We start from the raw sequence: 25,444 nt of genomic DNA on the forward strand, positions 1-25,444 counted from the left end.
CGTTATAAAGTTTATATGGTGGAGGCTGAGGGGATCGAACCCCCGACCCTCTGCTTGTAAGGCAGATGCTCTCCCAGCTGAGCTAAGCCTCCATAATATGACCCGTAGGGGATTCGAACCCCTGTTACCTCCGTGAAAGGGAGGTGTCTTAACCCCTTGACCAACGGGCCTTAATGGCTCCCCGAACAGGGCTCGAACCTGTGACAACTCGATTAACAGTCGAGTGCTCTACCAACTGAGCTATCAGGGAATATATGCATTTGCAGTGCAAATGCAATTCATCGTACAACATCAACATGCAGAGCCTGTTTTCTATGTATGATGAAAGAGTTCGCTTGGCGGCGTCCTACTCTCCCAGGACCCTGCGGTCCAAGTACCATCGGCGCTAGAGGGCTTAACGGTCGTGTTCGGGATGGGTACGTGTGGAACCCCTCCGCCATCGCCACCAAACGCATAGCTTAGCTTACATTTCAGAGATCGTTCTCTGAAAACTAGATTCGAAACGAAACATACGAATTATCACTTGCTATTGGATAAGCCCTCGACCGATTAGTACTGGTCAGCTCCATGCATTGCTGCACTTCCACCCCCAGCCTATCTACCTCGTCGTCTTCAAGGGGTCTTACATACTGGGAAATCTCATCTTGAGGGGGGCTTCACGCTTAGATGCTTTCAGCGTTTATCCCGTCCGTACATAGCTACCCAGCGGTGCTCCTGGCGGAACAACTGGTACACCAGCGGTACGTCCATCCCGGTCCTCTCGTACTAAGGACAGCTCCTCTCAAATTTCCTACGCCCACGACAGATAGGGACCGAACTGTCTCACGACGTTCTGAACCCAGCTCGCGTACCGCTTTAATGGGCGAACAGCCCAACCCTTGGGACCTACTTCAGCCCCAGGATGCGATGAGCCGACATCGAGGTGCCAAACCTCCCCGTCGATGTGGACTCTTGGGGGAGATAAGCCTGTTATCCCCAGGGTAGCTTTTATCCGTTGAGCGATGGCCCTTCCATGCGGTACCACCGGATCACTAAGCCCGACTTTCGTCCCTGCTCGACTTGTAGGTCTCGCAGTCAAGCTCCCTTATGCCTTTGCACTCTTCGAATGATTTCCAACCATTCTGAGGGAACCTTTGGGCGCCTCCGTTACTCTTTAGGAGGCGACCGCCCCAGTCAAACTGCCCACCTGACACTGTCCCCGCACCGGATTACGGTACCAGGTTAGAACCTAGATACGATCAGGGTGGTATCCCAACGTTGCCTCCACGCAAGCTGGCGCTCACGTTTCAAAGGCTCCCACCTATCCTGTACAGATCGTACCCAAATTCAATATCAAGCTGCAGTAAAGCTCCATGGGGTCTTTCCGTCTTGTCGCGGGTAACCTGCATCTTCACAGGTATTAAAATTTCACCGGATCTCTCGTTGAGACAGCGCCCAAGTCGTTACGCCATTCGTGCGGGTCAGAATTTACCTGACAAGGAATTTCGCTACCTTAGGACCGTTATAGTTACGGCCGCCGTTTACTGGGGCTTCGGTTCACAGCTTCGGATTGCTCCTAACCACTCCCCTTAACCTTCCAGCACCGGGCAGGCGTCAGCCCGTATACTTCGCCTTACGGCTTCGCACAGACCTGTGTTTTTGCTAAACAGTCGCTTGGGCCTTTTCACTGCGGCCCCCTCGTGCTATTCACACTACCGGGGCACCCCTTCTCCCGAAGTTACGGGGTCATTTTGCCGAGTTCCTTAACGAGAGTTCTTCCGCGCGCCTTAGAATACTCTTCTCGCCTACCTGTGTCGGTTTGCGGTACGGGCACCATCACCTGGCTAGAGGCTTTTCTTGGCAGTGTGAGATCATGACCTTCGCTACTATAATTTTCGCTCCCCATCACAGCTCAGCCTTACAATGTGCGGATTTGCCTACACATCAGCCTTACTGCTTAGACGGACATCCATCAGTCCGCGTCACTACCCTACTGCGTCCCCCCATTGCTCATAACGGCTTACGGTGGTACAGGAATTTCGACCTGTTGTCCTTCGACTACGCCTTTCGGCCTCGCCTTAGGTCCCGACTTACCCTGAGCGGACGAGCCTTCCTCAGGAACCCTTAGGCTTTCGGCGGATCAGATTCTCACTGATCTTTTCGTTACTCATACCGGCATTCTCACTTGTATAATGTCCAGCGCTCCTTACGGTACACCTTCAACCCTTATACAACGCTCCCCTACCCCTGATGCAAAGCATCAAGCCATAGCTTCGGTGGTGTGTTTAGCCCCGTTACATTTTCGGCGCAGAGTCACTCGACCAGTGAGCTATTACGCACTCTTTCAATGATGGCTGCTTCTAAGCCAACATCCTGGTTGTCTGTGCAACTCCACATCCTTTCCCACTTAACACACACTTGGGGACCTTAGCTGATGGTCTGGGCTGTTTCCCTTTTGACAATGGATCTTAGCACTCACTGTCTGACTCCCGGAAGTAAGTCTATGGCATTCGGAGTTTGACTGAGCTTGGTAACCCTTGCGGGCCCCGCACCCAATCAGTGCTCTACCTCCACGACTCTGTTTTCCGAGGCTAGCCCTAAAGCTATTTCGGGGAGAACCAGCTATCTCCGAGTTCGATTGGAATTTCTCCGCTACCCCCACCTCATCCCCGCATTTTTCAACATGCGTGGGTTCGGGCCTCCAGTGCGTGTTACCGCACCTTCACCCTGGACAGGGGTAGATCACCCGGTTTCGGGTCTACGTCCACGTACTCATTCGCCCTATTCAGACTCGCTTTCGCTGCGGCTCCGGCTCTTCACCTTAACCTTGCACGGGAACGTAACTCGCCGGTTCATTCTACAAAAGGCACGCCATCACCCCTAAAACGGGCTCTGACTTTTTGTAAGCACACGGTTTCAGGTTCTATTTCACTCCCCTTCCGGGGTGCTTTTCACCTTTCCCTCACGGTACTGCTTCACTATCGGTCGCTAGGAAGTATTTAGCCTTGGCAGATGGTCCTGCCGGATTCATACGGGGTTTCACGTGCCCCGCACTACTCGGGATCCGTCTCGGAGGGAACCAACTTTCAACTACAGGGCTTTTACCTTCTTTGGCGGGCCTTTCCAGACCTCTTCGCTTAACCGGTTCCTTTGTAACTCCATGTGAGACGTCCCACAACCCCAAAGAGCAAGCTCTCTGGTTTGGGCTTCTCCGCGTTCGCTCGCCGCTACTGACGGAATCACTATTGTTTTCTCTTCCTCAGGGTACTTAGATGTTTCAGTTCCCCTGGTATGCCTCTACATAACCTATGTATTCAGTTATGAGTAACTGGAAATTACCCCAGCTGGGTTTCCCCATTCGGACACCCCCGGATCAAAGCTTGCTTACAGCTCCCCGAGGCAGTTTCGTTGTTCGCCACGTCCTTCATCGGCTCCTAGCGCCTAGGCATCCTCCGTGTGCTCTTAGTAGCTTAACCATTTTGTTCCGGTTTCGGTCGCTCGCTTCCCTTGTTTTGCTTGCGCAAAGCCAAAAGTCGCTTTCACCCGATACCATCACAAAAGCAATTTAACTACCTTTATACACTTGACTTGTTTGCACAAGTTCAGCTAAAAAGGAATGTTCTAATTCGCGTTTGTTTCGTTTCGATATCTAGTTTTCAAAGAACAAGCTCCATGCAAAAGCAAGCTGTTTGAGAGTTTGAGCTCTCAAAACCGAACAACGAGTGAGTAGTTTGTGCTCTTCATTTCATCCACACCGAAGTGAAGGACCGAAATAAATCGCTGTTGCAGGTTCTAAGAACCTGCATATTTGAATGTTTCCGTTGCAGGAAACGATTCTCCATAGAAAGGAGGTGATCCAGCCGCACCTTCCGATACGGCTACCTTGTTACGACTTCACCCCAATCATCTATCCCACCTTCGGCGGCTGGCTCCTTGCGGTTACCCCACCGACTTCGGGTGTTATAAACTCTCGTGGTGTGACGGGCGGTGTGTACAAGACCCGGGAACGTATTCACCGCGGCATGCTGATCCGCGATTACTAGCAATTCCGACTTCATGCAGGCGAGTTGCAGCCTGCAATCCGAACTGAGACCGGCTTTGTTGGGATTGGCTCCATCTCGCGATTTCGCAGCCCGTTGTACCGGCCATTGTAGTACGTGTGTAGCCCAGGTCATAAGGGGCATGATGATTTGACGTCATCCCCACCTTCCTCCGGTTTGTCACCGGCAGTCTATCTAGAGTGCCCACCCGAAGTGCTGGCAACTAAATATAAGGGTTGCGCTCGTTGCGGGACTTAACCCAACATCTCACGACACGAGCTGACGACAACCATGCACCACCTGTCTTGAATGTTCCGAAGAAAAGGTACATCTCTGCACCGGTCATTCAGATGTCAAGACCTGGTAAGGTTCTTCGCGTTGCTTCGAATTAAACCACATACTCCACTGCTTGTGCGGGTCCCCGTCAATTCCTTTGAGTTTCAGTCTTGCGACCGTACTCCCCAGGCGGAGTGCTTAATGTGTTAACTTCGGCACCAAGGGTATCGAAACCCCTAACACCTAGCACTCATCGTTTACGGCGTGGACTACCAGGGTATCTAATCCTGTTTGCTCCCCACGCTTTCGCGCCTCAGCGTCAGTTACAGCCCAGAGAGTCGCCTTCGCCACTGGTGTTCCTCCACATATCTACGCATTTCACCGCTACACGTGGAATTCCACTCTCCTCTTCTGCACTCAAGTCACCCAGTTTCCAGTGCGATCCGGGGTTGAGCCCCGGGATTAAACACCAGACTTAAATGACCGCCTGCGCGCGCTTTACGCCCAATAATTCCGGACAACGCTTGCCCCCTACGTATTACCGCGGCTGCTGGCACGTAGTTAGCCGGGGCTTTCTTCTCAGGTACCGTCACCTTGAGAGCAGTTACTCTCCCAAGCGTTCTTCCCTGGCAACAGAGCTTTACGATCCGAAAACCTTCATCACTCACGCGGCATTGCTCCGTCAGGCTTTCGCCCATTGCGGAAGATTCCCTACTGCTGCCTCCCGTAGGAGTCTGGGCCGTGTCTCAGTCCCAGTGTGGCCGATCACCCTCTCAGGTCGGCTACGCATCGTCGCCTTGGTGAGCCGTTACCTCACCAACTAGCTAATGCGCCGCAGGCCCATCCCCAAGTGACAGATTGCTCCGTCTTTCCAGTTTCCTTCAGGCGAAGAAAACAATTATTCGGTATTAGCTACCGTTTCCGGTAGTTGTCCCAAACTTGAGGGCAGGTTGCCTACGTGTTACTCACCCGTCCGCCGCTAACCATCCGAGAAGCAAGCTTCTCTTCAAGTCCGCTCGACTTGCATGTATTAGGCATGCCGCCAGCGTTCGTCCTGAGCCAGGATCAAACTCTCCAATAAAGTATTGAAAAGAGCGATAAGCTCATTTTGAATCTGACGAGATTAAAAATCTCATTTGTGCTCCAGTCGATCCAAGCCAAGGCTTGTCTCCAACTTTCGCGTTCATTCTGCAAGCAGAATGTTTACTCACTCGTTGTTCAGTTTTCAAAGATCAAACTTGTTTCATCATCTCTTGTGTTTCCCGTGTCAGCACTGTGTTTCAGCGGCGACTTAAATAATATATCATACGGCTGAATGTAATGCAACAGTTTTTTCATTTCTTTTCTTTAGTAGTTTTACAACAGCTAAAGCTATCAATATCCGTACCCTATCTTGTCCTATCATATTAGGTCATGCTCATAGGGTACAAATATTTTAACATATTCATGAAAGGGTTTACAATAACTTCTTAATAAAATACTTTCTATTATTTCCTGAGCAACTATATCTCCGTTATGCGCAACTCAATGTTCACTCAGGTAAGCGGGAAGCCAGCTCTCTATTACAGAGCTGGCTTCCCGCTTATATAACAGGTACCTCACTTATTCATCAATCGCAATCCCCAGGTTAGTTTTGTATCCATGGATTACGACGCTTTTTATCGGATTTCCGTTGGTTGGAAGTAGCTGCACCCTCTCTGGATGTTTTCCCGGACACGGATACCTTGGATTTATTCTTCAGAGGAGCCTTGCTTGTTCTGCGTTTTGCAGCGGCCGGCTTATTCCCTGCTTGCTTAGACTTCCCTTCCGAATCTGATCCAACCTCTTCAATTGCTACCTGACTTAAGTTAGCGTCTTCACGCCCCCCTTTTTTGCCACCCTTCCCTTGCCCCTGAGGAGGATACATTTCACCAAATGCTCCAAGCGGGGACGGGGGAACCATGTTCTGAGTAGGGTACGGATTCTGATAAGCATACTCAATAGGCTGGTTTGGCATCGTTGATGTGGACATTTCAGGCGGCATACCGTACGAAGGACCATACATATTCCATGCCGGATCCTGATAACCATGAGAAGGATAAGTATACTGAGGCATAGGTGTATGTGAGCCACATCCGCATGGAGGGTACGGAAGCATTGAGTATGGAGATATGAAAGGCGGCTGATGATTCATATGACTAGGTGCTGCATACGTTGGGAATGGACTATTCACTTCGCCAGCTGGCGCAATCGGAAATGAGTTGTTTTGCATTTCTGCGGACAGATTCGGCATAACGTTATTGTGGTTATAACCCTGCTCCGCGCCAGTCCACAGACTGTTAGGCAGATCACTGCCACCATAGGGACTAACTTCCGGAATCCCTGGAAACGACGCATTGTTACTCGCTCCTGCCGTGTACATGTCTTGCTGAGCACCGTACACCTCTTGTACAGGAACGGGGATTTGAACATAAGGGTGCTCGGCTGGCGCATGATGCAACTTATTACCACAACCACAAGGCTTTTTCGTTGCTGGTGCAACCTCAGTTGGAGACTTTGTGTTAGGCATTACAGGCAAAGGCATAATTTCAGGCGAAAGATTAGGCATTGTATATTTCTTGGATTCTGCTACCGGTTTTACATAAACTTCGGGTTTAACCTCTTCTTTTTTATGCGTTTCCTTTTCAGGCTTCACTTCAGGAAGCTCCGGTAACTGGGGCAATACCTCCAGTTCAGGCTTCACATTCGGCTTCTCCATATTGGCTGGTGGTGGAGCAGGCACCGGAACAGGAACCTCTGCTACCGGAGCAGGGGGAGTTGGCGCTACTGGAGCCGGTGGTTCCGGTTCTTTGACTCCCGTGTATTCCTTACCTTCAGGTGACAACTTTTCATGAGCAGCAATATTGCTGGCACCCGAATTAGATGTGCTGTTTCCTTGTGCGTGCATAGATGGAATATAAACTGTCTCCCCCACCAGCAGAGCGTTCGGATTTTTCAACTGTGGATTGGCATTGACCATATCTTTTAAAGGAACTCCCCAGGCTTGTGCCAACTTCCATAACGAATCTCCTTGCTGCACCTTGTGACTGTGGAGCACACCCTCCGGTTTCGGTGTTACTGGCTCTGCAGGGATTTTAACCTTCATGCCAATATCCAACTTGTCGGGATTTGTGATTTGCGGATTAGCCGCGATCAATTTGTCCAGCGCTACATTGTATTTTTGGGACAGCAGATATAATGTGTCGCCTTTTTTCACCATGTGTATTTTCACAGGGAACTAACCTCCTAGACGTCATACTTGGGCAGTACATTCGCCCATACCGTTACTACATCCTATGCAGAAACCGGGCTAATGACATCAACTAAACAAAAAAAATCCTCCTGTCTCTAAAATCCCCATACACCAGGTATGCAGAATTTTATCGGACAAGGAGGATTCCTGTTCCCTATGTTATGCAATTCTAACTTAAGATTCCCACACTTTATATCCATCTTTGTCAACAATCTGACGGAATGCTTCCAGCAGTCTCAGCGTTACCGGACCTGCTACTCCCGTGCCAATTGTTCTTCCATCGACTTCATATGCAGCGATAACTTCTGCAGCTGTCCCGGTGAAAAAGACTTCGTCTGCGATATACACATCATGCAGGGTGAATGGCACTTCTTTTAATTCAAGCTCCAGTTCGCCACATAGATCGATAATCGCTTGACGTGTAATCCCTTCAAGTGCTCCGAGATAACAAGGCGGCGTGTACACTACACCATTTTTGATGATGAAGATGTTATCACTTGAACCCTCAGTTACGTAACCTTGGGAATTCAGCATAATTGCTTCACCAGCACCTGAATAGTTAGACTGGATTTTAACCAGGATGTTATTCAGATAATTTAACGATTTAATTTTTGGATTCAATGCGTCCGGAATGTTCCGGCGTTGAGATACAGACACTGCTTTCAATCCAGTAAGATAAGCTTCCTCCGGATAAATCGCCAATTGCTCCACGATGATGATTACGGATGCCTTAGGGCAACGTAACGGGTCCAACCCCAGATTACCAGGGCCACGCGATACAATAAGACGAATATAACCATTACGCATATCATTGCGGCGCACCGTTTCAGCCATGACTTCCAGCATCTCATCAATGGACAGCGGAATGTTCAAACTAATGGATTTTGCCGAATCATACAAACGATCCAAGTGGGCCTTACATCTGAAAATATTTCCGTTATAGATCCGAATACCTTCGAAAATCCCGTCTCCATACAAAAATCCATGATCATACACCGAAACGGTTGCGTTCTCCTTGGTCACATACTGACCATCCAAATAGATCCATTGTTCTGCCACTGATGACTGCACCTCCATAAAATATCCATTCCCTGTACTCCGAAACATTATTAACCCGTCCATTGTACACCAAATGACAAGCCATTACTCGCTCATTCTCCCCCTACTTATGACAACCTTCTAACATTCCCAAACACCATCAGGTCAATTATCTCGAAGGATATGTATAACAAGGATAGCTACCCAGAACACGCACCTGACAATTCAATGCTTCAATCTCTGCCATGGCTGCGCTAAGCAATACCGAATCGACCGTTTCCACAACATCAATGTAAAAATAGTAACTGCCCAATCGTTTCTTCGTTGGACGAGATTCGAGACGGGTCAAGTTCAGCTTCCGCCATGCAAAAGCCGACAATACCTGATGCAATGCACCCGGTGCATCTTCTGGCAACGTCACCAGCAAGCTGGTTTTTACATGATCCGGTTCACGTGGAATGTTCACAGGTTCATGGCCAATGAGCACAAAACGAGTGTAGTTGTTGTCATGATCTGTAACCCGTTCAGCCATAATGTCCAGACCATGCTTCTGAGCAGCAAGCTTGGTACCAATCGCTACCCAGCCCTTACCTGGATTTTTTTTCACAATTTCTACAGCCTCGGCTGTACTGTTCACACCTTCAAGATCGGCCCCGGGTGAATGCAGCCGAATAAAATTCTGACACTGCGGAATAGCCACAGGGTGAGACATGATCTTGGTAATTTTACTAAAATCATACTCGCCACTCTCTGTCTTAAATTCCGAGCCATGCCCAATAACATTCTGGATGGATGGATACACCCACTCCGCTTGCATCGGAATGTCCACCTCGTTCACAAGCCAGTCCATATGAAGACTAACGGAACCTTCAATGGTATTTTCAATCGGAATGACACTGTATTGTGCATTCCCGCTATCCGTTGCTCTAAACACATCCGAAATCAGCTTGGAATGAAGCAAATCTAATGGTTCCCCGTTGAAAAGGAAATCAATTGCCTCATGAGAGACTGAGCCTTCAGGTAATACTGCAATTCGTTTCATGCATTAACTTCCCCTTTGATTCTGTCCAGAAAAGGACGTTCGTCTTGATCAGGCAGCACGGTTACACCGTCCAAATCCGGATCGAGCCACAGTGCAGAAGAAGATATGCCCTCCCGCTCCATGGTGTCCAGCAAATATTGTTCCAATCCCGCTTTCCGGGTGTCATGACGATCCACCAAAGTCAATACGGTCGGTCCAGCTCCGCTCAGGGCAGCTCCCAACGCTCCATGATCAACAGCATGTTCCAATATCTCAGCCATGCCTGGCACCAATGATGCCCGATATGGTTGGTGAATTCGATCTGACATCGCCTTCTGAATCATATCCAGTCGTCCACTCGCCAAAGCGGCAACGAGCAGTGAAGATCTGCTAATGTTATGCACCACATCAGACATGCCAAATTGCTCTGGAATCACATTCCTTGCTTTTGAAGTAGACAGCTGGAATTCAGGTACAATAACCAAAGCCTGCAGATCCTGGTGTGGTTCAATACGTATATGATCTACCTGTTGACCATTCCATGCAGCCGTAATAATACCGCCATACAGAGATGCTCCCACATTATCAGGATGCTTCTCGAGGGATGTGGCCATATCCAGAAGCTTGGCATCGGATAAAGGAGCACCAATTAATGCATTCGCTGCTGCCAATGCACCAACGATGGCTGATGCACTGCTCCCGAGTCCCCGCGTAAGCGGAATATCGGAATACATGGAAATCTCCAATTCAGGGATGGATACCCCAGCTTCATTGAATACCATCTGTGCAACTTCGTAAATCAAATTCGATTTATCTGTTGGCAGGCCTGTCAAATGATTGCCGTGAAGATGAAATGACGTCTGCTCGGCAGGTTTCATTTCCAACCAGGCATACAAAGACAATGCCATGCCCAGGGTATCAAACCCTGGACCGAGATTGGCTGTACTTGCAGGTATTTTTACGGTTACCTTTTCACGCAAACTCATACAGATTGCTGCTCCAGTTGTGCAATGGCCGCCATTACCGCTTCTTCCGTATCTTCAACAACAAGTGGCTCGGTCGCTACTGTTTTGATCGCAATATTAGGATCTTTCAGGCCATTGCCTGTCAGTACACAAACTACAGTCTCTCCGCCTTTAAAGTACCCTTCACTCTTCAGTTTGTATACACCGGCAAGGGAAGCCGCAGAAGCAGGTTCAGCAAAAATTCCTTCCCGAGAAGCAAGTGTACGATACGCTGTCAGGATTTGTTCATCCGTTACATAGTTGATCTGTCCACCAGATTCCTCAGCTGCAGCTACTGCCGTTTTCCAGCTCGCAGGATTACCGATTCGAATTGCTGTTGCTACCGTTTCAGGTTCAAGGATCGGCTCACCTTTGACAATGGCCATCGCACCTTCAGCTTCGAAACCAACCATACGTGGAAGCGTGCTGGACTTGCCTGCCTCTTTATATTCTTTGAAACCTTTCCAATAAGCCGAGATATTTCCCGCATTACCGACTGGAATAGCCAGAACGTCAGGCGCTTCGCCAAGTTGTTCAATTACTTCAAACGCCGCTGTCTTCTGTCCTTCAATCCGGAACGGATTCACAGAGTTTACAAGCGTGATCGGATGTTTGGCTGTGATCTCACGCACAATCTCCAGTGCACGGTCAAAGTTACCATTGATCGCAATCACCTTAGCTCCATAGATCATGGCTTGGGCCAGTTTACCCAGTGCAATGTTGTTATTCGGGATCAGTACGATACAATTGAGGCCACCACGTGCGGCATAGGCCGCTGCAGCTGCTGACGTATTACCTGTGGATGCACACATGATCGTACGGCTGCCCTCTTCCATCGCTTTGGCAACAGCCATAACCATACCGCGGTCTTTGAAAGATCCCGTAGGGTTCAAACCTTCATACTTGAAATAAACATTCAAACCGAGTTCCTCAGACAGATTCTCTGCATGAATCAACGGTGTATTTCCTTCCTGAAGCGTAAGCAGGGGTGTATTTTCATTAACTGGAAGGTGCTCTCTGTACGTTTGCAAAAGTCCTTGATATCTCATTGTGGGTAAACTCCTTTATGTTTTAATAATCTGAAATGATGACCTGTTGAACCGGATATGATTAACTTGTACGTTATAACTGAAATAATTGAGATGCCGTATGGGATAAGGACAATTATCCTTCGACCCGGTAGACACTCTTAATGCGGCGAATGACGCTGAGTGATTCAAAATGTTTTAACACTTTATCCATGCTTGCCTTACTTGCATTATGTGTAACGATAATGATCTCGGCATCCGGGTTGTGCTCATTCGGCTGTTGAACAACCGACGCCAGACTGACATCATATTCTGCAAAAATTTGTGTGATTTGTGCCAATACACCGGCTTTGTCGTCTACATGTAGTAAAATAAAGTTTTTCGACACGATCTGCTCGTCGCTTTGTAGTCGCTTAATCTTATAAGGCACAATTGCTTTGAGACCGTTCACGCCAAGTTTAAGGTTTTTGGTAACCGCCACAATGTCAGCTACAACCGAAGTTGCCGTTGGGAGTTCTCCAGCACCCGCACCGTAGAACATCGTCTCCCCTACAGCTTCACCGTGTACATATACTGCGTTGAACACACCGTTGACTGAAGCAATCGGGTGATTCTGTCTAACCATTGTCGGCTGAACGCTGATGGTGATCTCATCGCCAATACGGTCCGCAATACCAAGTAACTTCATCTCATAGCCCAATCTTTTGGCATACATAATGTCTTCACGAGTTACGGAGGATATTCCTTTAACGGTTACATCCTTCAACTCCACATTGGTGCGGAAACCGAGTGTACTCAAGATCGCCATTTTGCGAGCTGCGTCAAGTCCCTCCACATCGGAAGTTGGATCCGATTCGGCATATCCCAGAGCCTGTGCTTCAGCCAGTACTTCTTCATAGGATGCACCTTCCTGACTCATTTTGGTCAGAATAAAGTTCGTTGTTCCGTTCACAATCCCCATAATGCGGGTAATCCGATCAGAAGAGAAACCTTCAATCAGCGTACGAATGATCGGAATCCCTCCAGCAACACTCGCCTCATAAAACACGTCACATTGTTTTTCCTGTGCCTTCGCCAAAATCTCTGTACCATGCAGTGCCATGAGATCCTTGTTTGCTGTTACGATATGTTTCCCACGTTCCAACGCTTCAAGAATATACTCCTTCGTCTGATCAATGCCGCCCATGACTTCAACGATGACATCAATATCCGGATGACGAATGACTTCCCAAGGATCTTCCGTAAGCTTGGCACGGTCTACAGCAATAACACGTTCTTTCTCAGTATTTTTCACTGCGATCTTCTCGATGACAATCGGCGATCCAACCTGACTGCTCAGATCCTCCTGATTCCCTTCCACAATGCGAACGACTCCCGTTCCGACAGTTCCCAGACCCAACAATCCGACTTTTACCGGTTTCACTAACGATCTACCCCCTAATGTCTATTCTTGTCCGTCAGTCCTGTATGTTAAAGCCTAATTACCCTTGGCCTACAATACGTGTACGTCTTACTCCAGGCATATCTTGCATTCGATCCAGCATTTCACCAATTTCGCCATGAAGATGTGTTGTTTCCACCGAAATGACAACATTGGCTCTTCCCTGAAGCGGGATACTCTGATTAATCGTGAGTACATTAGCTCCATAACCAGCTACATGTCCAAGCACACGAGACAAGATCCCTGACTGATGCTCCAGATCAATGGAGATCGTTACAATTCTCTCGCGCTCAAGCTGGTTGATCAGATGAATCCCATCCTTGTACTTGTAAAAGGCACTCCGGCTTAATCCGACCTGTTCAACCGCCTCATGCACTGTTTTAACATCACCAGAAGCCAGTAGTTCTTTTACCTGCATGGTCTTCACCACTGCCTCTGGTAAAATATCTTCCCGTACTAAGTAATAGCGTTCGTTCACAGAACGTCCTCTCCTCAAAGACTCATGTATTCATATAGTGGACATTATATAGGATCTATGACAAAAGGGCAATACATGACACGCCTATTTTTTGAAATACGTTCCTCACAGTATACAAGTTTATTCCTCTCCCATGTCAGGAAAAAACAAAAAAACGCAGAGTTGCGGGTCAACTTCCCACTTCTCTGCGTTCCTATATAGATCTGTCTCTCCACGGAAGACGGCTACTTAGTAGTAACTGCTACCTTCCACGAATTCGAATTCAAAGTCTCCAATACGAACGATGGTACCTTCTACAGCTCCGCGCTTACGCAACTCAGCGTCCACACCCATATAACGCAATGTACGTGCGAGCTTCAGTATAGCCTCGTGCGAGTTCAGTTGCATCCGTTTCATCATGCGGTCAATCTTGGCACTTTCGACAACGAACATTTCGTTCTCACGCACAATTTTGAAACCATCGTCTTCTTTTTTGTCCAGACTATATACTTTACGTTCAGATACATCTGCTACCTCTTCAACCACTCGCTCGTCTGGAGCCTGATCCAGCAGATCAGCTGCACGATACAGAAGTTCTTGAATCCCTTTACGAGTCAAGGATGAAATTGGCATCACTTCAATATCAGGTTGAACTTCACGAACTTGCTGTAAAAATTGCTCCAGGTTCGCTTCAGAGTCTGGCATATCCATCTTGTTAGCTGCTACAACTTGCGTTCTCTCGGCGAGAAGCGGATTGTACAACTTCAATTCGTCATTGATTTTCTGCCAGTCTTCAAAAGGATCGCGTCCTTCCGAACCCGACATATCTACGACATGAACAATAATCCGAGTACGCTCGACATGACGTAGGAACTCATGTCCCAGTCCGACACCTTCATGCGCACCTTCAATCAGTCCAGGCAAATCGGCCATAACGAAGCTTCGGCCTTCTCCTACACCGACTACACCCAGATTCGGTGTAATGGTTGTGAAATGGTATGCACCGATCTTTGGCTTGGCTGACGAAACGACAGAAAGCAATGTGGATTTCCCGACACTCGGGAAACCAACCAGACCAACATCTGCCATAACTTTCAGTTCGAGTACGATGTAACGCTCCTGTCCTTCTTCACCATTCTCGGCAAGTTCAGGTGCAGGATTGTTCGGTGTAGCAAATCGGATGTTCCCCCGTCCGCCCCGACCACCACGAGCAATAACAACCTGTTGACCGTGACGTGTCATATCCGCCAGTACTTCTCCACTGTCTTCATCCAAGATGATAGTTCCTGGTGGAATGCGTACAATCATGTTTTCCGCGTTTGCACCATGCTGACTTTTGTTACGTCCCTTCTCACCACGTGGGGCCTTGAAGTGACGCTGGTAACGGAAATCCATCAACGTACGCAAACCTTCATCCACGCGGAAAATGATGTCAGCTCCTCTGCCTCCATCGCCCCCGGCAGGTCCGCCGTTTGGTACATACTTCTCACGACGGAACGAAATAATTCCGTCCCCTCCGTCTCCGGCTTTTACATAAATCTTCGCTTTATCTACAAACATTGGTTAACCCCTTCTTCCTATATTCCACACGGCATTCTGAATTGTATAAACGTATCCTCAGACGGAAACTGCTCCGTTCTGACTTTTTTTCCTTTGAGTACGGCAGTAAGCTGCCGCAGTGTTTCCGGATCGGGTGTTTGATCCCCATCCAGTCGGACAACCACATCTCCATGATCCTGTCCGAAGTTTAAGGTCAGTTTGCGAACCTCTCCCCAAGAAGACCGGCCGCCGCCATATTGATAGGCCCTGATTGCATCAGCAATCGCCCCGGTAAGTGACTCGCCATCCTCGGGAGAGACCAGAGCACTAAGCTGCAACTCATCTTCTATTTCCACATGCAAGTCCAGCGCAATTCCACTGGCGCGAAAAGATTGAAGATAAAATACGAGGGAAGGAATACCTAATCTGGAGATTCGGCTTTCTTCTGTAACCCGCTCTTTTATTCTTTCCACACATTGCAAGGATTTATCAAGTTTGCCCAGCCGAAGATATCCATATAACACCTGAAGGTCGTTCATCCAGTCGTGTCGATGATGATTTAATGAAGCAATTGCTGTCTTTTCCATGGATTGTATGATGGCTCTGCGTTCCGCCTCCGCCTGTTTCTTCATCGCATTCACAGAAATGAGCAATACTGCGACGGACCACAATGCGCACACGACGCTTGAGATCATCGCCGGATACAACATAACGAAAACCAAAGGAATCAGAAGTGAACATGCCGCAATCCACGGCACTCTTTTCCAAGATTTCATGGCTTCTCCCCGTTCTACAAAACTCGGTTGGTCTACACCCACCGTAACCAAGTATAACATGTCTCTTCTGCCAGTTCATTATCGAATAACCGTTGAATACAAAAAACCTTCGGCAAAAATGCCGAAGGCTCCTTAGGCGGAATGCCGATATTACGCTTCTACTGCTGCTGCTACAGGAGCAACATTAACAGGGTAGATGCTTACTTTTTTGCGATCGCGTCCCCAACGTTCGAATTTTACAACGCCGTCGATTTTCGCGAACAAAGTGTCATCTTTACCGATGCCAACGTTAGTTCCTGGGTGAATTTTCGTTCCGCGTTGGCGAACGAGAATGCTACCACCAGTTACAGTTTGACCATCAGCACGTTTAACACCCAGACGTTGAGCATTACTGTCACGTCCGTTCTTCGTGGAACCTACACCTTTTTTCGATGCGAATAACTGAAGATTTAATTTCAACATGATTGGTTGTCCTCCTTCTTTGCTTATTTGAATTGCTGTATTTTAATATACTTCCCGTATGACTCTGCAATATTAGAGAGCATAACCACCATGGATTCGAGTAACAATTGTACCTGGGACCAAGTTTCCCCTCTCTCTAACAAAGGTAAAGAACCACTTAAAAAGCCATTCTTCATCTTGGCATCCATTTCGACACCGGTCAATGTTTCAATCGAGTTCACCGTACCCACTGTAACAGCGGATACCCCGGCACATACGATGTCTTCTCCCCGCTTGGCAAAATTAGCATGCCCTTCAATGGAAAAACGTTCGATGTTCCCGTCCTCATCACGAAAGATTTGAACGATAATCACTTATCGCACCTTCTTTACGCTTTGATTGTTTCGATAGTTACTTTAGTGTACGGTTGACGGTGACCTTGCTTCACATGGTAGTTCTTTTTAGGTTTGTATTTGTATACGATAACCTTTTGTCCTTTGCCATGTTTCTCCACTTTAGCCGTTACAGTAGCTCCGGAAATCAATGGTGTACCTGCTGTCAAACCTTGATCGTTAGATACAGCCAGGACACGGTCGAACGTTACGCTTTCGCCATCGTTCGCAGTCAATTTCTCGATGAACAGAACATCGCCCTCTTGGACTTTGTACTGTTTGCCGCCTGTTTCAATAATTGCGTACATTTGCCTTGCACCTCCTCATGTCTCAGACTCGCCCGTTCTCAGGTGACAGTGTCCTTGCGGAACTGTTCTTATACCCGGCCAGTGCGGTTACAGCATGTGCAAGACCATTAGGCTAAACACATACTTGAAGATTATATCACGCAATATATCAAAAATCAATGCAATGGTGAAATATATCTTTTTCCCGTACCATGACAGGAAGAACACGGTTCCACATAGGGCAACGTACTTTCTTCCCGCACTTTCTTACGGGTAAGTTCGAGCAAACCCAGCTTGGTCCAACCCATTACAAACGCTTTGGTCCGATCCTTCTTGAGCTCACCCTCCAAGGTTGCCGCGACTTCATGCCGATTCGAAGCTTCCTCCATATCAATAAAGTCGACAATAATCATGCCACCGATATCTCGCAGGCGCATCAGACGAGCAATCTCCACTGCTGCCTGTATGTTGGTCTCTGTCACGGTCTCTTCCAGACTGTCACCGCCAGCTCCCGTATATTTGCCTGTGTTCACATCCACTACAGTCAGAGCTTCGGTATGATCAATGACAATGTATCCGCCTCCGGGCAACCATACTTTCCGAGCAAAATCCTTATTCAACTGTTCCTGCACACCATAGGCAGCAAAGATGGATTCTGTTCCCCGATACACCTGTACTTTGGGTTGATGACCAGGACTAATCTCTTCGAGCAATGCTTTTACCTCACGGGCTTGTCCTTCACTATCAGTGATGACTTCGTCACTCCCTGGCGTATACACATCTCTGATGATTCGCTGTACCATGCTATGATCCCGATGCAAGAGGCTTGGTGAAGGCAAACTGTCCGCTTTTTCACGAATCAGATACCACTGCGCGCGTAATGTTTCCAAGTCCGACTTAATGGCTTCATGCTGCTCTTCTCCAGATACGGTCCGAATAATAAGTCCTTCTTCATCCCGCCTCAGTTGCTCCCCAAGTGCCTTAAGACGGGAACGATCCCCTTCACGGGCAATTTTCTTGGATACCGCTACATAGTCAGCAACAGGCATGTAGACAAGCCAACGGCCCGGGAGTGAATAATGAGTCGTCACCCGGGCTCCCTTGCCTCCAACCGGTTCTTTCAGAACCTGAACAATGACTTCCTGACCCGGACGAAGCAACTCCGAGATGGAAGGCTTCACCTTGGGCTGTTTCTCCAGATGGGGATGCAACACATCGTCCACATAGAGAAACGCATTCTTTTTCTGACCAATATCCACAAAAGCAGCTTGCATACCTGGTAACACATTCACGACCCGTCCCTTGAAAAAGGAACCCAGCAGTCCACGATCACGTGTACGCTCTGCCGTAAATTCCACAGCTTTGCCTTCTTCCAGAAGCGCCATTTGCATGAGGTTATGTTCATTATGTACTATCATTTGTTTCATGGCTTCACCTCTAGAAGACAATTCAAATCATCCACATCCATTTCAGTATCTTTTCAATTCTCATTGTACATATATTAACCCATTTCAGAACAGGTCCACCAGAACACTACAATTTATTACCATTTTGTTGAAAATAGGAACCGATAATCCGTTGCTCAGGCAATACGGCCATAATTCGACCCTGTCTGTTCATCACGTATACCATATGGTATCTTTCTCTCTTTAATAGACGCAAAATAGTGTCCAAAGGTTTCGCCGGGAATGAGATTATTGGCTGCGCCAAACTGCCAGTAGCCGCGTGACGAGCAAACGCACCCTCTCGATTCATCAGAAAACGAATAAAGCGATAGGGCACATTTCGGTAATCCGTTACGTTGGAATAGAACAAAAAAAGGCCGATTAACAGAATGTTGAGCGGTAGGCCGTAGTCTCCAGTAAACCATCGGCTGATAGCATATAAAATAACCCCTACGCTACACAGAATGCTAATTCTGTAAGTCCACATTAATGTTGTATAGTAAGGTGCCCACAGACTGACAAGTGCCTGAACAACTTTACCTCCGTCCAGAGGAAGTACAGGCAGCAGATTAAATAGGGCAATGAGCAGGTTCCCCTGAATGATATAGTTGAGAAATACCGGATCGCCCAGATTGCCATACTGCAACAGCATAACCACGCCAACCATCAGGATGTTTTGTAATGGACCAGCCAGAGCAATCATGATTTCCCGGTAAGCCGTGATCGTACCTCCATCTTCGATAACCGCAACTCCTCCAAAAGGAAGCATCTGGATCGACAAGACACGATAGCCCAGAAGTGCTGCCGCCGCAGCATGTCCACATTCATGAATGAATACGATGGCAAACAACGTAATAAGCTCAATAAAATGTCCAGTCAGAAGGGAGGCCATCATGATAATTACAAAAAACGGATGAAACGTAATATGGACTCCCCACACCCTAATCAAGGGCAACAACTTCCGCCGGGTCTACGTACTCCTCCCCCTCTTTGACTGCAAAATAGAGCGTGGCCGGTTGTTCACCACCCGTAGCCTTGAGACTCCCCACTGGATTCCCCGCTTCCACCCAATCATTCACGCTCACTTCACTTTCGTTCAGCCGACCGTATATTGCCGTGACATTGCCTGTATGTTGGATGACAACTGTGAATCCACTTGCTGCATCGCCGATAACCTCCATGACACGCCCAGCATCAGAACTTGCGACCTGTATAAGTTCTGCACCTGCGGCATCCGGAACGATCTCAATTCCCTTCATGCTCAGCGCGAATGGCTGAACCACTGTGCCTGAGATCGGTTTGCCCAGTAACTGCCTTACTTTCAATCCGTTCACGGCATCCGTCGTATGTCCGAGGACCGGAAGAAACGAAGGCGTTCCTCCAAAATGCCGTTCATACCAAGCCGATGCTGAGGCAAAATCCATATCCCGATGGAGTGCATCCGCAATTACTGTTTTGGGTGATGTCGTCCACGATGTATCCAACTGAAATAGACCCCATACTCCGCCAAATATCAAAGCGCTAATAACCGTCCGTTTGAGAAGTGACTTGAACAGGTTGAATCTCGAATGCCCCCCTGGAACGAAATGACCATTCTCTTTTTTCCACAACCATTCCGGATCTCTTTCCTGTGTCCCCTCACTAGGCGGCGTAAATGGTTTTGGGTGTATGATCTCATTCTTGTCCAACAGTGAACCTAATTTCTGCTCCTGTAAGACCTCCACAGTGGCACCATCCATCAGTCGCCGGATACGTTCTTCTCGTCTCTGCTTGATTCTGAGTTTCGTGTTCATGGAATGTCCTCCCGCCGAGGCTTGTTTACTACATCCTATGAAGAGGTGGTTGATAATATGAACAAGCCTGCCCGCAGGTAACAAAAAAAGCCGGGCTATAAGCCACGGCTGTCATGTAATCAGATAATGAATAAGTCCATTTAAATGAGTTAACCCATTCCCAAGAACTTTTTGAAACGAGTAAAAGCACCCTTTTTCTGCTCCAGCTGCATCAATGGGACCGTATCTCCCAGAATGCGTCGTGCAATGTTGCGATACGCAATTGCCGCAAGTGAATCCGGATTCATGACCGTAGGTTCTCCTGAATTGGCCGCTTTGATGACCAGTTCATCATCAGGTACGATGCCAATCAGGTCAATATTAAGTACTTGTAAAATACCATCGATATCTAACATGTCACCCGATTTAACCATATTATTACGAATTCGATTCACCACCAGCTTTGGTGATTGAATGTGCGAACTCTCCAGCAGGCCGATGACACGATCCGCATCACGTACTGCAGCATTTTCCGGTGTAGTGACCACGATGGCCTGATCTGCTCCTGCTACCGCATTTTTGAAACCCTGCTCTATGCCGGCTGGGCAATCAATAATGACGTATTCAAAATCTTTTTTCAATTCAAGGATAATATCCTTGACCTGTTCTGGCGACACTGAGTTTTTGTCTCTCGTCTGCGCCGCAGGCAACATATATAATTCTTCGAAACGCTTGTCTTTGACCAAAGCCTGATTCAGACGGCAGCGGCCGTCCGCAACGTCGCACAGATCGTAAATAATACGGTTTTCGAGTCCCATCACGACATCCAAATTACGAAGGCCGATATCGGTATCTACCAGACAAACCTTTTTGCCGAGCAGCGCCAGCGCTGTCCCGATGTTTGCCGAGGTGGTTGTTTTACCCACGCCGCCTTTACCCGAAGTGATCACGATCGCCTCTCCCATGAGCTACACTCCTTTAAACACATTAAAATCTCGGCGTAACCGAACGATATTGCTCATTTTGTCTATCTGCATCTGATTGTCCTGTAAGTAAGCAAATTCCATTCCGGTCTCTCGGCTCTCCCATTCATCGGGAGGACGACTGATGATATCCGCAATCCGTAGCTGCGTCGGTGCAAATACCGAAGCGGCAATGATCGCTTCCTCGTCCCCGCCAATTCCGGCATGAGCCATACCTCTGAGTGAACCCAACACATATATATCTCCGGTACACGTCACTGTGCCCCCCGGATTGATATCCCCAAGAAACAGGAGATTTCCTTCATGATGAAGCACCTGACCTGAACGCACCATACCACACATGGTTACAATCGGCGGTGGTCCTTTAACCTCCGGTTGGAGTGCAGGTGAGTCGATGGATCGAATAAGCAAATTCCCTTTTTGCTTCAATATATCGAGGATTGCTTCTTTCTGGTCCTCTGTCACTTCGCGGGCACCCAACTTGATATCCACATGAACAATCGGTCCGGTCAAAATATTTTGATGGCTGTGTTCCAGCTTATAGCGGAGCTCATAGAGCAATTCCTCGAATTCACATTGATCGTCCAACAGGAAAACCAGGCCGTCTCGGATGCCTTTAATCGTTACGTGATTCGATTTTACCGTCATAAGCCTGTCCCTCCCATCTCATTACATTTCGTGCCCGGGGCCCCAAGTTCCTGCTTTGCGCTCCATAAATGTATTTAGGAAGCTTCTTCTGTCTTGCTCCGTCTCTTGCCGATCCGCTCCAGTTGTTTCCGAAGCGGGACATAAATGATCAAGGCAAACACAAAATGAATGAACAAATTAGGAATCATGTATTCAATCAACGCCCAGTCAAAGGTCACGTGGTTAAGTTGGAAGAGCTTGTACAGGAAAAATAGCATGGTGTCATTAAGCAGACTTCCCAAAATGACAACCGATACCATAACCGGCAGTGGTGCACGTGGTGCTTGAAAAATGAGTCCCATCATATATGCCGATAATCCCATGGAGAATCCATAAGGTCCAATCATCTCGCCGTAGAATACAACGTCATGCAATAGTCCAAAAAATATACCGAGTACTAGTGCCGTGTGACGATGATGATATACAGCGATAAACAAAATTACGATATAGACCAGATTGGCAGAAATACGCATCTGCCAGCCAGAAGGGATGAGCAGCGGCAAAATTGTGCCTTCCGCAATGAACAAAAGGAATAGTAACAGGAACAAAACTTGCTTACGTGTTACCATTATTCTTTTACCTCAGGCGGGATAATGACAATCAGCTCTTTCCAATCAAGGAAGCTTGCGTATGGTTTGATAATCGCAGTTCGCGTTAAACCGTACTCCCCAACTTCAACCTTTTCCACTTCACCAATCCGCATGTACTTCGGAAAATTGTTAATAATTCCGGAGGAGATAATCTCATCATCCTCTTTGATATTAGAATCCTCCGAGATCTTGGTCATTTTGAGCATGCCCGTCTTCGGATCATAACTCTCAATCATACCAAATACTTTCTCCTTACCTACTGCCGTTGCTGCAATGGCATTGGATGTTGGATCATTGGCGTCCATGGACGTTAACAGATTAACCGTTGATGTATATGAGCTGACATGACTGATCACGCCGACCAGCCCTTCCTGGGAGGTAACGGCCATCCCCGGCTTGATTCCCGCATTTTCACCGATATCAATGTTAATGGTTCTGCTGTTTGGATCCGAATTGGCACTGATAACCTGAGCAATTCGTGAACCGTAATTATAGCGATTCTTCTGTTCTTCTGTGAAATTGAGCGCTTTCTGAAGCTGCTCATTCACTTGCTCCATATCATTGTACTTCAGTCGATCCCGGGTATAGTGACCCATCGCGATGCGGAGCTCTTCATTCTCTTCATATACCGTACGCATGTTCGCTACATCTTTGAAAAAGCCCGCTACATAGGAAGCGGGCTTGTAAAATACGTATTGTACAAATCCAACTGAATCCTTCAGGAATTTCTCCGGCCAGGATAGAGTGGTTCGCGGACTGAGCGTAAAGCCCATTAACGCGATAAATGTAACAAGGCCCACCAGCAAAACAAAAAGTCTTTTGTTGCCTAGCAGTTTAAACAGTTCGAACACCCTCTAACATCCATATTCTCTTCCGAGCCATGCCCGGCGGGGAGACTGTCAGACCTGTAGTCCCTGCGAGAATATCAGCCGATCCTCCCCTGTTAAGCGGGTAATAGCTCATCCCCGGGGTTAACCGGGTCCTCTATAAAGATATCTTGCCACTTGGTCGCTATGCCAAGTTAGGCAAATACCAATTAACGTTTGGAACGAACTGCAGAACTGCTTCTGCTTTTGAACAAATGAATATTCTCTAGCGCTTTACCTGTTCCGATTGCTACACAATCCAGCGGGTTCTCAGCCACAATGACAGGCATTCCTGTCTCACCAGCGAGAAGCTTGTCCAGGTTGCGAAGCAACGCCCCACCACCTGTAAGAACGATACCCCGATCCATGATATCGGCTGCAAGTTCAGGCGGGCATTTTTCCAGTGTTACTTTTACCGCTTCAACAATTGCATTCACCGTATCAGCCAGCGCTTCACTGATCTCGTCCGAAGTAATCGTAATGGTCTTCGGCAGACCTGTTACAAGGTCACGTCCACGAATTTCCATCGTTTCTACTTGTTCCAATGGCATTGCTGATCCGATGTCCATCTTCAATTGCTCCGATGTACGCTCACCGATCATGAGATTGTATTGGCGTTTGATGTACTGGATAACGGATTCATCCATCTCGTCACCTGCTACACGAACCGAACGGCTCGTTACAATACCACCAAGAGAGATAACAGCCACTTCCGTTGTACCGCCACCAATATCGACAACCATACTACCCGTTGGTTCCCATACAGGCAGATCTGCACCGATTGCAGCAGCAAAAGGCTCTTCAATCGTATAGGCTTCACGTGCTCCAGCCTGTTTGGTTGCATCTTCAACCGCACGTTGTTCTACTGCTGTGATCCCGGATGGTACACATACCATCACGTTTGGATGACGCTGGAACATAGAGCGTTGTTTTTGCGCCTCACGGATGAAATATTTGATCATCGTTGCCGTTGTATCAAAATCGGCAATAACGCCATCTTTCATTGGACGAATGGCACGAATGTTCCCTGGTGTACGTCCAATCATTTTTTTGGCGGCTTCACCTACTGCCTCGATGCTATTTGTATCTGTCCGTATAGCGACAACCGAAGGTTCTCGCACCACAATTCCTTTTCCTCGTACATAAACCAACGTATTTGCTGTCCCCAAGTCAATACCCAAATCTTTCGTAAAACCACCAAACATAACATAATCTCCTTTTCTGCCTCATATAGCCGCTCCATTCTGATCCAGAGCGTAATAATTATATTCCCACGCAATACGTGGAGCTAATATTCGCATTTGTTTTTTTGCATTTGTAAAGTGAACCTATCTTTTACGGACAACGCCGTTAACATTCATAGGAAAACATCAACGCCAACCATTATATTATACTAAGCCCTTCTCCTTCAAACTTACGTACGTTCCATCTCCGATAATAATATGATCAAGCACGTCAATGCCAACAATAGCGCCTGCTTCAATCAGTCTCTTGGTTATTTGGATATCCTCCGGACTGGGCGTAGGATCACCACTCGGATGGTTGTGTGCGCACACAATCGATGCGCTGCTGCATTTGATGGCAGCCCGGAACACTTCACGTGGATGTACAATCGAAGCGTTAAGGCTGCCCATGGAGAGTGTTTCCTGGGCAATAATATGATTTTTGCTATTCAGAAAGAGACACACAAAATGTTCTTTTTGCAAATAACGCAATTGTTCCATCAGGATATCAGCTGCATCACGCGGTGTACGAATTGAAGTCGACTGAGTTAGTCTGCTCTTGGCAATCCGATGACCCAGCTCAATGCCAGCTTTTAATTGCACAGCCTTGGCATTGCCGATCCCTTTCATCGCGGTCAGTTCTTCCAGACTCAAATCCATCAACGAGCGAATGCCACCCGCTTCGGCCAGAATCCGCTGTGCCATATGCACCGCGGATTCCTGTCTTGTGCCTGTTCGAAGTAAAATTGCCAGCAATTCAGCATGGCTTAAGGCGCCCGCCCCGTATTCCATCTTGCGTTCTCTCGGGCGTTCTTCCTGGGGGATGTCGCGCATCATGTATTGAGGCGACTCCATATGTTCCCTCTTTTCATTTCACAACATTTGGCT

Annotated in this window: 21 protein-coding genes, 3 tRNA genes, 3 rRNA genes and 1 other annotated feature; all 27 genes read right to left on the bottom strand. The window is 47.8% G+C overall.

Going from position 1 to position 25,444, the window contains the following annotated elements:
* Nucleotides 1-16 precede the first annotated feature (16 nt).
* Nucleotides 17-92: transfer RNA gene (locus NST38_RS23960), tRNA-Val, on the bottom strand.
* Between the two features lie 6 nt (nt 93-98).
* Nucleotides 99-170: transfer RNA gene (locus NST38_RS23965), tRNA-Glu, on the bottom strand.
* A 4-nt stretch (nt 171-174) separates the two neighbouring features.
* Nucleotides 175-250, bottom strand: a tRNA-Asn gene (locus NST38_RS23970).
* A gap of 83 nt (nt 251-333) precedes the next feature.
* A 5S ribosomal RNA gene (rrf, locus tag NST38_RS23975) occupies nt 334-450 on the bottom strand.
* Between the two features lie 79 nt (nt 451-529).
* Nucleotides 530-3,455 (bottom strand): 23S ribosomal RNA (locus NST38_RS23980).
* A gap of 368 nt (nt 3,456-3,823) precedes the next feature.
* Nucleotides 3,824-5,376 (bottom strand): 16S ribosomal RNA (locus NST38_RS23985).
* Together the 16S, 23S and 5S rRNA genes with 3 tRNA genes alongside form the textbook arrangement of a ribosomal RNA operon.
* 546 nt (nt 5,377-5,922) lie before the next feature.
* Nucleotides 5,923-7,545 carry a LysM peptidoglycan-binding domain-containing protein gene (locus tag NST38_RS23990; RefSeq protein WP_076253329.1) on the bottom strand — a complete coding sequence of 541 codons (1,623 nt, stop codon included), beginning with the start codon at nt 7,543-7,545 and terminating at the stop codon, nt 5,923-5,925.
* A 195-nt stretch (nt 7,546-7,740) separates the two neighbouring features.
* Nucleotides 7,741-8,625, bottom strand: coding sequence for a branched-chain-amino-acid transaminase (gene ilvE / locus NST38_RS23995; RefSeq protein ID WP_017692630.1), 885 nt, complete (start codon nt 8,623-8,625; stop codon nt 7,741-7,743).
* Nucleotides 8,626-8,773: 148 nt separating this feature from the next.
* The gene (gene pheA, locus NST38_RS24000) at nt 8,774-9,646 is read right to left on the bottom strand and encodes a prephenate dehydratase (RefSeq protein ID WP_076253328.1); all 873 of its coding nucleotides are present in this window, start codon (nt 9,644-9,646) and stop codon (nt 8,774-8,776) included.
* On the bottom strand, nt 9,643-10,611 hold the full coding sequence (gene thrB / locus NST38_RS24005) for a homoserine kinase (RefSeq protein ID WP_076253327.1): 969 nt from the start codon (nt 10,609-10,611) through the stop codon (nt 9,643-9,645). The genes pheA and thrB overlap by 4 nt, the downstream gene beginning before the upstream one ends.
* On the bottom strand, nt 10,608-11,678 hold the full coding sequence (gene thrC, locus NST38_RS24010) for a threonine synthase (RefSeq protein ID WP_036673546.1): 1,071 nt from the start codon (nt 11,676-11,678) through the stop codon (nt 10,608-10,610). The genes thrB and thrC overlap by 4 nt, the downstream gene beginning before the upstream one ends.
* Before the next feature lie 115 nt (nt 11,679-11,793).
* On the bottom strand, nt 11,794-13,080 hold the full coding sequence (locus tag NST38_RS24015; protein ID WP_017692626.1) for a homoserine dehydrogenase: 1,287 nt from the start codon (nt 13,078-13,080) through the stop codon (nt 11,794-11,796).
* 58 nt (nt 13,081-13,138) lie between these two features.
* On the bottom strand, nt 13,139-13,576 hold the full coding sequence (locus tag NST38_RS24020; RefSeq protein ID WP_017692625.1) for an ACT domain-containing protein: 438 nt from the start codon (nt 13,574-13,576) through the stop codon (nt 13,139-13,141).
* A 228-nt stretch (nt 13,577-13,804) separates the two neighbouring features.
* Nucleotides 13,805-15,115: a GTPase ObgE gene (gene obgE / locus NST38_RS24025; protein ID WP_036673545.1), complete on the bottom strand. Its 1,311-nt coding sequence runs from the start codon at nt 15,113-15,115 to the stop codon at nt 13,805-13,807.
* A 17-nt stretch (nt 15,116-15,132) separates the two neighbouring features.
* Complete coding sequence (locus tag NST38_RS24030) at nt 15,133-15,930, bottom strand: Spo0B domain-containing protein (protein WP_235193928.1); 798 nt, start codon at nt 15,928-15,930, stop codon at nt 15,133-15,135.
* 90 nt (nt 15,931-16,020) lie between these two features.
* Nucleotides 16,021-16,332, bottom strand: a complete 312-nt coding sequence (gene rpmA / locus NST38_RS24035) for a 50S ribosomal protein L27 (protein WP_017692622.1) — start codon at nt 16,330-16,332, stop codon at nt 16,021-16,023.
* Nucleotides 16,333-16,355: 23 nt separating this feature from the next.
* Nucleotides 16,356-16,685: a ribosomal-processing cysteine protease Prp gene (locus NST38_RS24040; RefSeq protein ID WP_036605912.1), complete on the bottom strand. Its 330-nt coding sequence runs from the start codon at nt 16,683-16,685 to the stop codon at nt 16,356-16,358.
* Nucleotides 16,686-16,699: 14 nt separating this feature from the next.
* Nucleotides 16,700-17,011 (bottom strand): 50S ribosomal protein L21, encoded by a 312-nt coding sequence (rplU, locus tag NST38_RS24045; protein WP_017692620.1) that lies wholly within the window; start codon nt 17,009-17,011, stop codon nt 16,700-16,702.
* Nucleotides 17,012-17,025: 14 nt separating this feature from the next.
* Nucleotides 17,026-17,110 (bottom strand) — a sequence feature (ribosomal protein L21 leader region).
* 56 nt (nt 17,111-17,166) lie between these two features.
* Nucleotides 17,167-18,417 (bottom strand): Rne/Rng family ribonuclease, encoded by a 1,251-nt coding sequence (locus NST38_RS24050; protein WP_036605911.1) that lies wholly within the window; start codon nt 18,415-18,417, stop codon nt 17,167-17,169.
* Between the two features lie 106 nt (nt 18,418-18,523).
* Nucleotides 18,524-19,384: a M50 family metallopeptidase gene (locus tag NST38_RS24055; protein WP_036605910.1), complete on the bottom strand. Its 861-nt coding sequence runs from the start codon at nt 19,382-19,384 to the stop codon at nt 18,524-18,526.
* Nucleotides 19,377-20,228, bottom strand: a complete 852-nt coding sequence (locus tag NST38_RS24060; RefSeq protein ID WP_076253326.1) for a M23 family metallopeptidase — start codon at nt 20,226-20,228, stop codon at nt 19,377-19,379. Before NST38_RS24060 ends, NST38_RS24055 begins: the two co-directional genes overlap by 8 nt.
* Before the next feature lie 149 nt (nt 20,229-20,377).
* Nucleotides 20,378-21,172 (bottom strand): septum site-determining protein MinD, encoded by a 795-nt coding sequence (gene minD, locus NST38_RS24065; RefSeq protein WP_017692616.1) that lies wholly within the window; start codon nt 21,170-21,172, stop codon nt 20,378-20,380.
* A gap of 3 nt (nt 21,173-21,175) precedes the next feature.
* Nucleotides 21,176-21,838, bottom strand: coding sequence for a septum site-determining protein MinC (gene minC / locus NST38_RS24070; RefSeq protein WP_017692615.1), 663 nt, complete (start codon nt 21,836-21,838; stop codon nt 21,176-21,178).
* A 74-nt stretch (nt 21,839-21,912) separates the two neighbouring features.
* Nucleotides 21,913-22,446, bottom strand: coding sequence for a rod shape-determining protein MreD (gene mreD, locus NST38_RS24075; RefSeq protein WP_036673543.1), 534 nt, complete (start codon nt 22,444-22,446; stop codon nt 21,913-21,915).
* Nucleotides 22,446-23,318 (bottom strand): rod shape-determining protein MreC, encoded by an 873-nt coding sequence (gene mreC, locus NST38_RS24080; protein WP_076253325.1) that lies wholly within the window; start codon nt 23,316-23,318, stop codon nt 22,446-22,448. The genes mreD and mreC overlap by 1 nt, the downstream gene beginning before the upstream one ends.
* Before the next feature lie 185 nt (nt 23,319-23,503).
* Complete coding sequence (locus tag NST38_RS24085) at nt 23,504-24,538, bottom strand: rod shape-determining protein (protein ID WP_017692612.1); 1,035 nt, start codon at nt 24,536-24,538, stop codon at nt 23,504-23,506.
* Between the two features lie 183 nt (nt 24,539-24,721).
* A complete protein-coding gene (radC, locus tag NST38_RS24090) occupies nt 24,722-25,411 on the bottom strand; it encodes a RadC family protein (protein WP_341344090.1) in 690 nt (229 codons plus the stop codon).
* Between the last annotated feature and the right edge of the window lie 33 nt (nt 25,412-25,444).

This window comes from Paenibacillus sp. FSL H8-0104, assembly GCF_038050215.1.
Lineage (GTDB): Bacteria > Bacillota > Bacilli > Paenibacillales > Paenibacillaceae > Paenibacillus > Paenibacillus amylolyticus.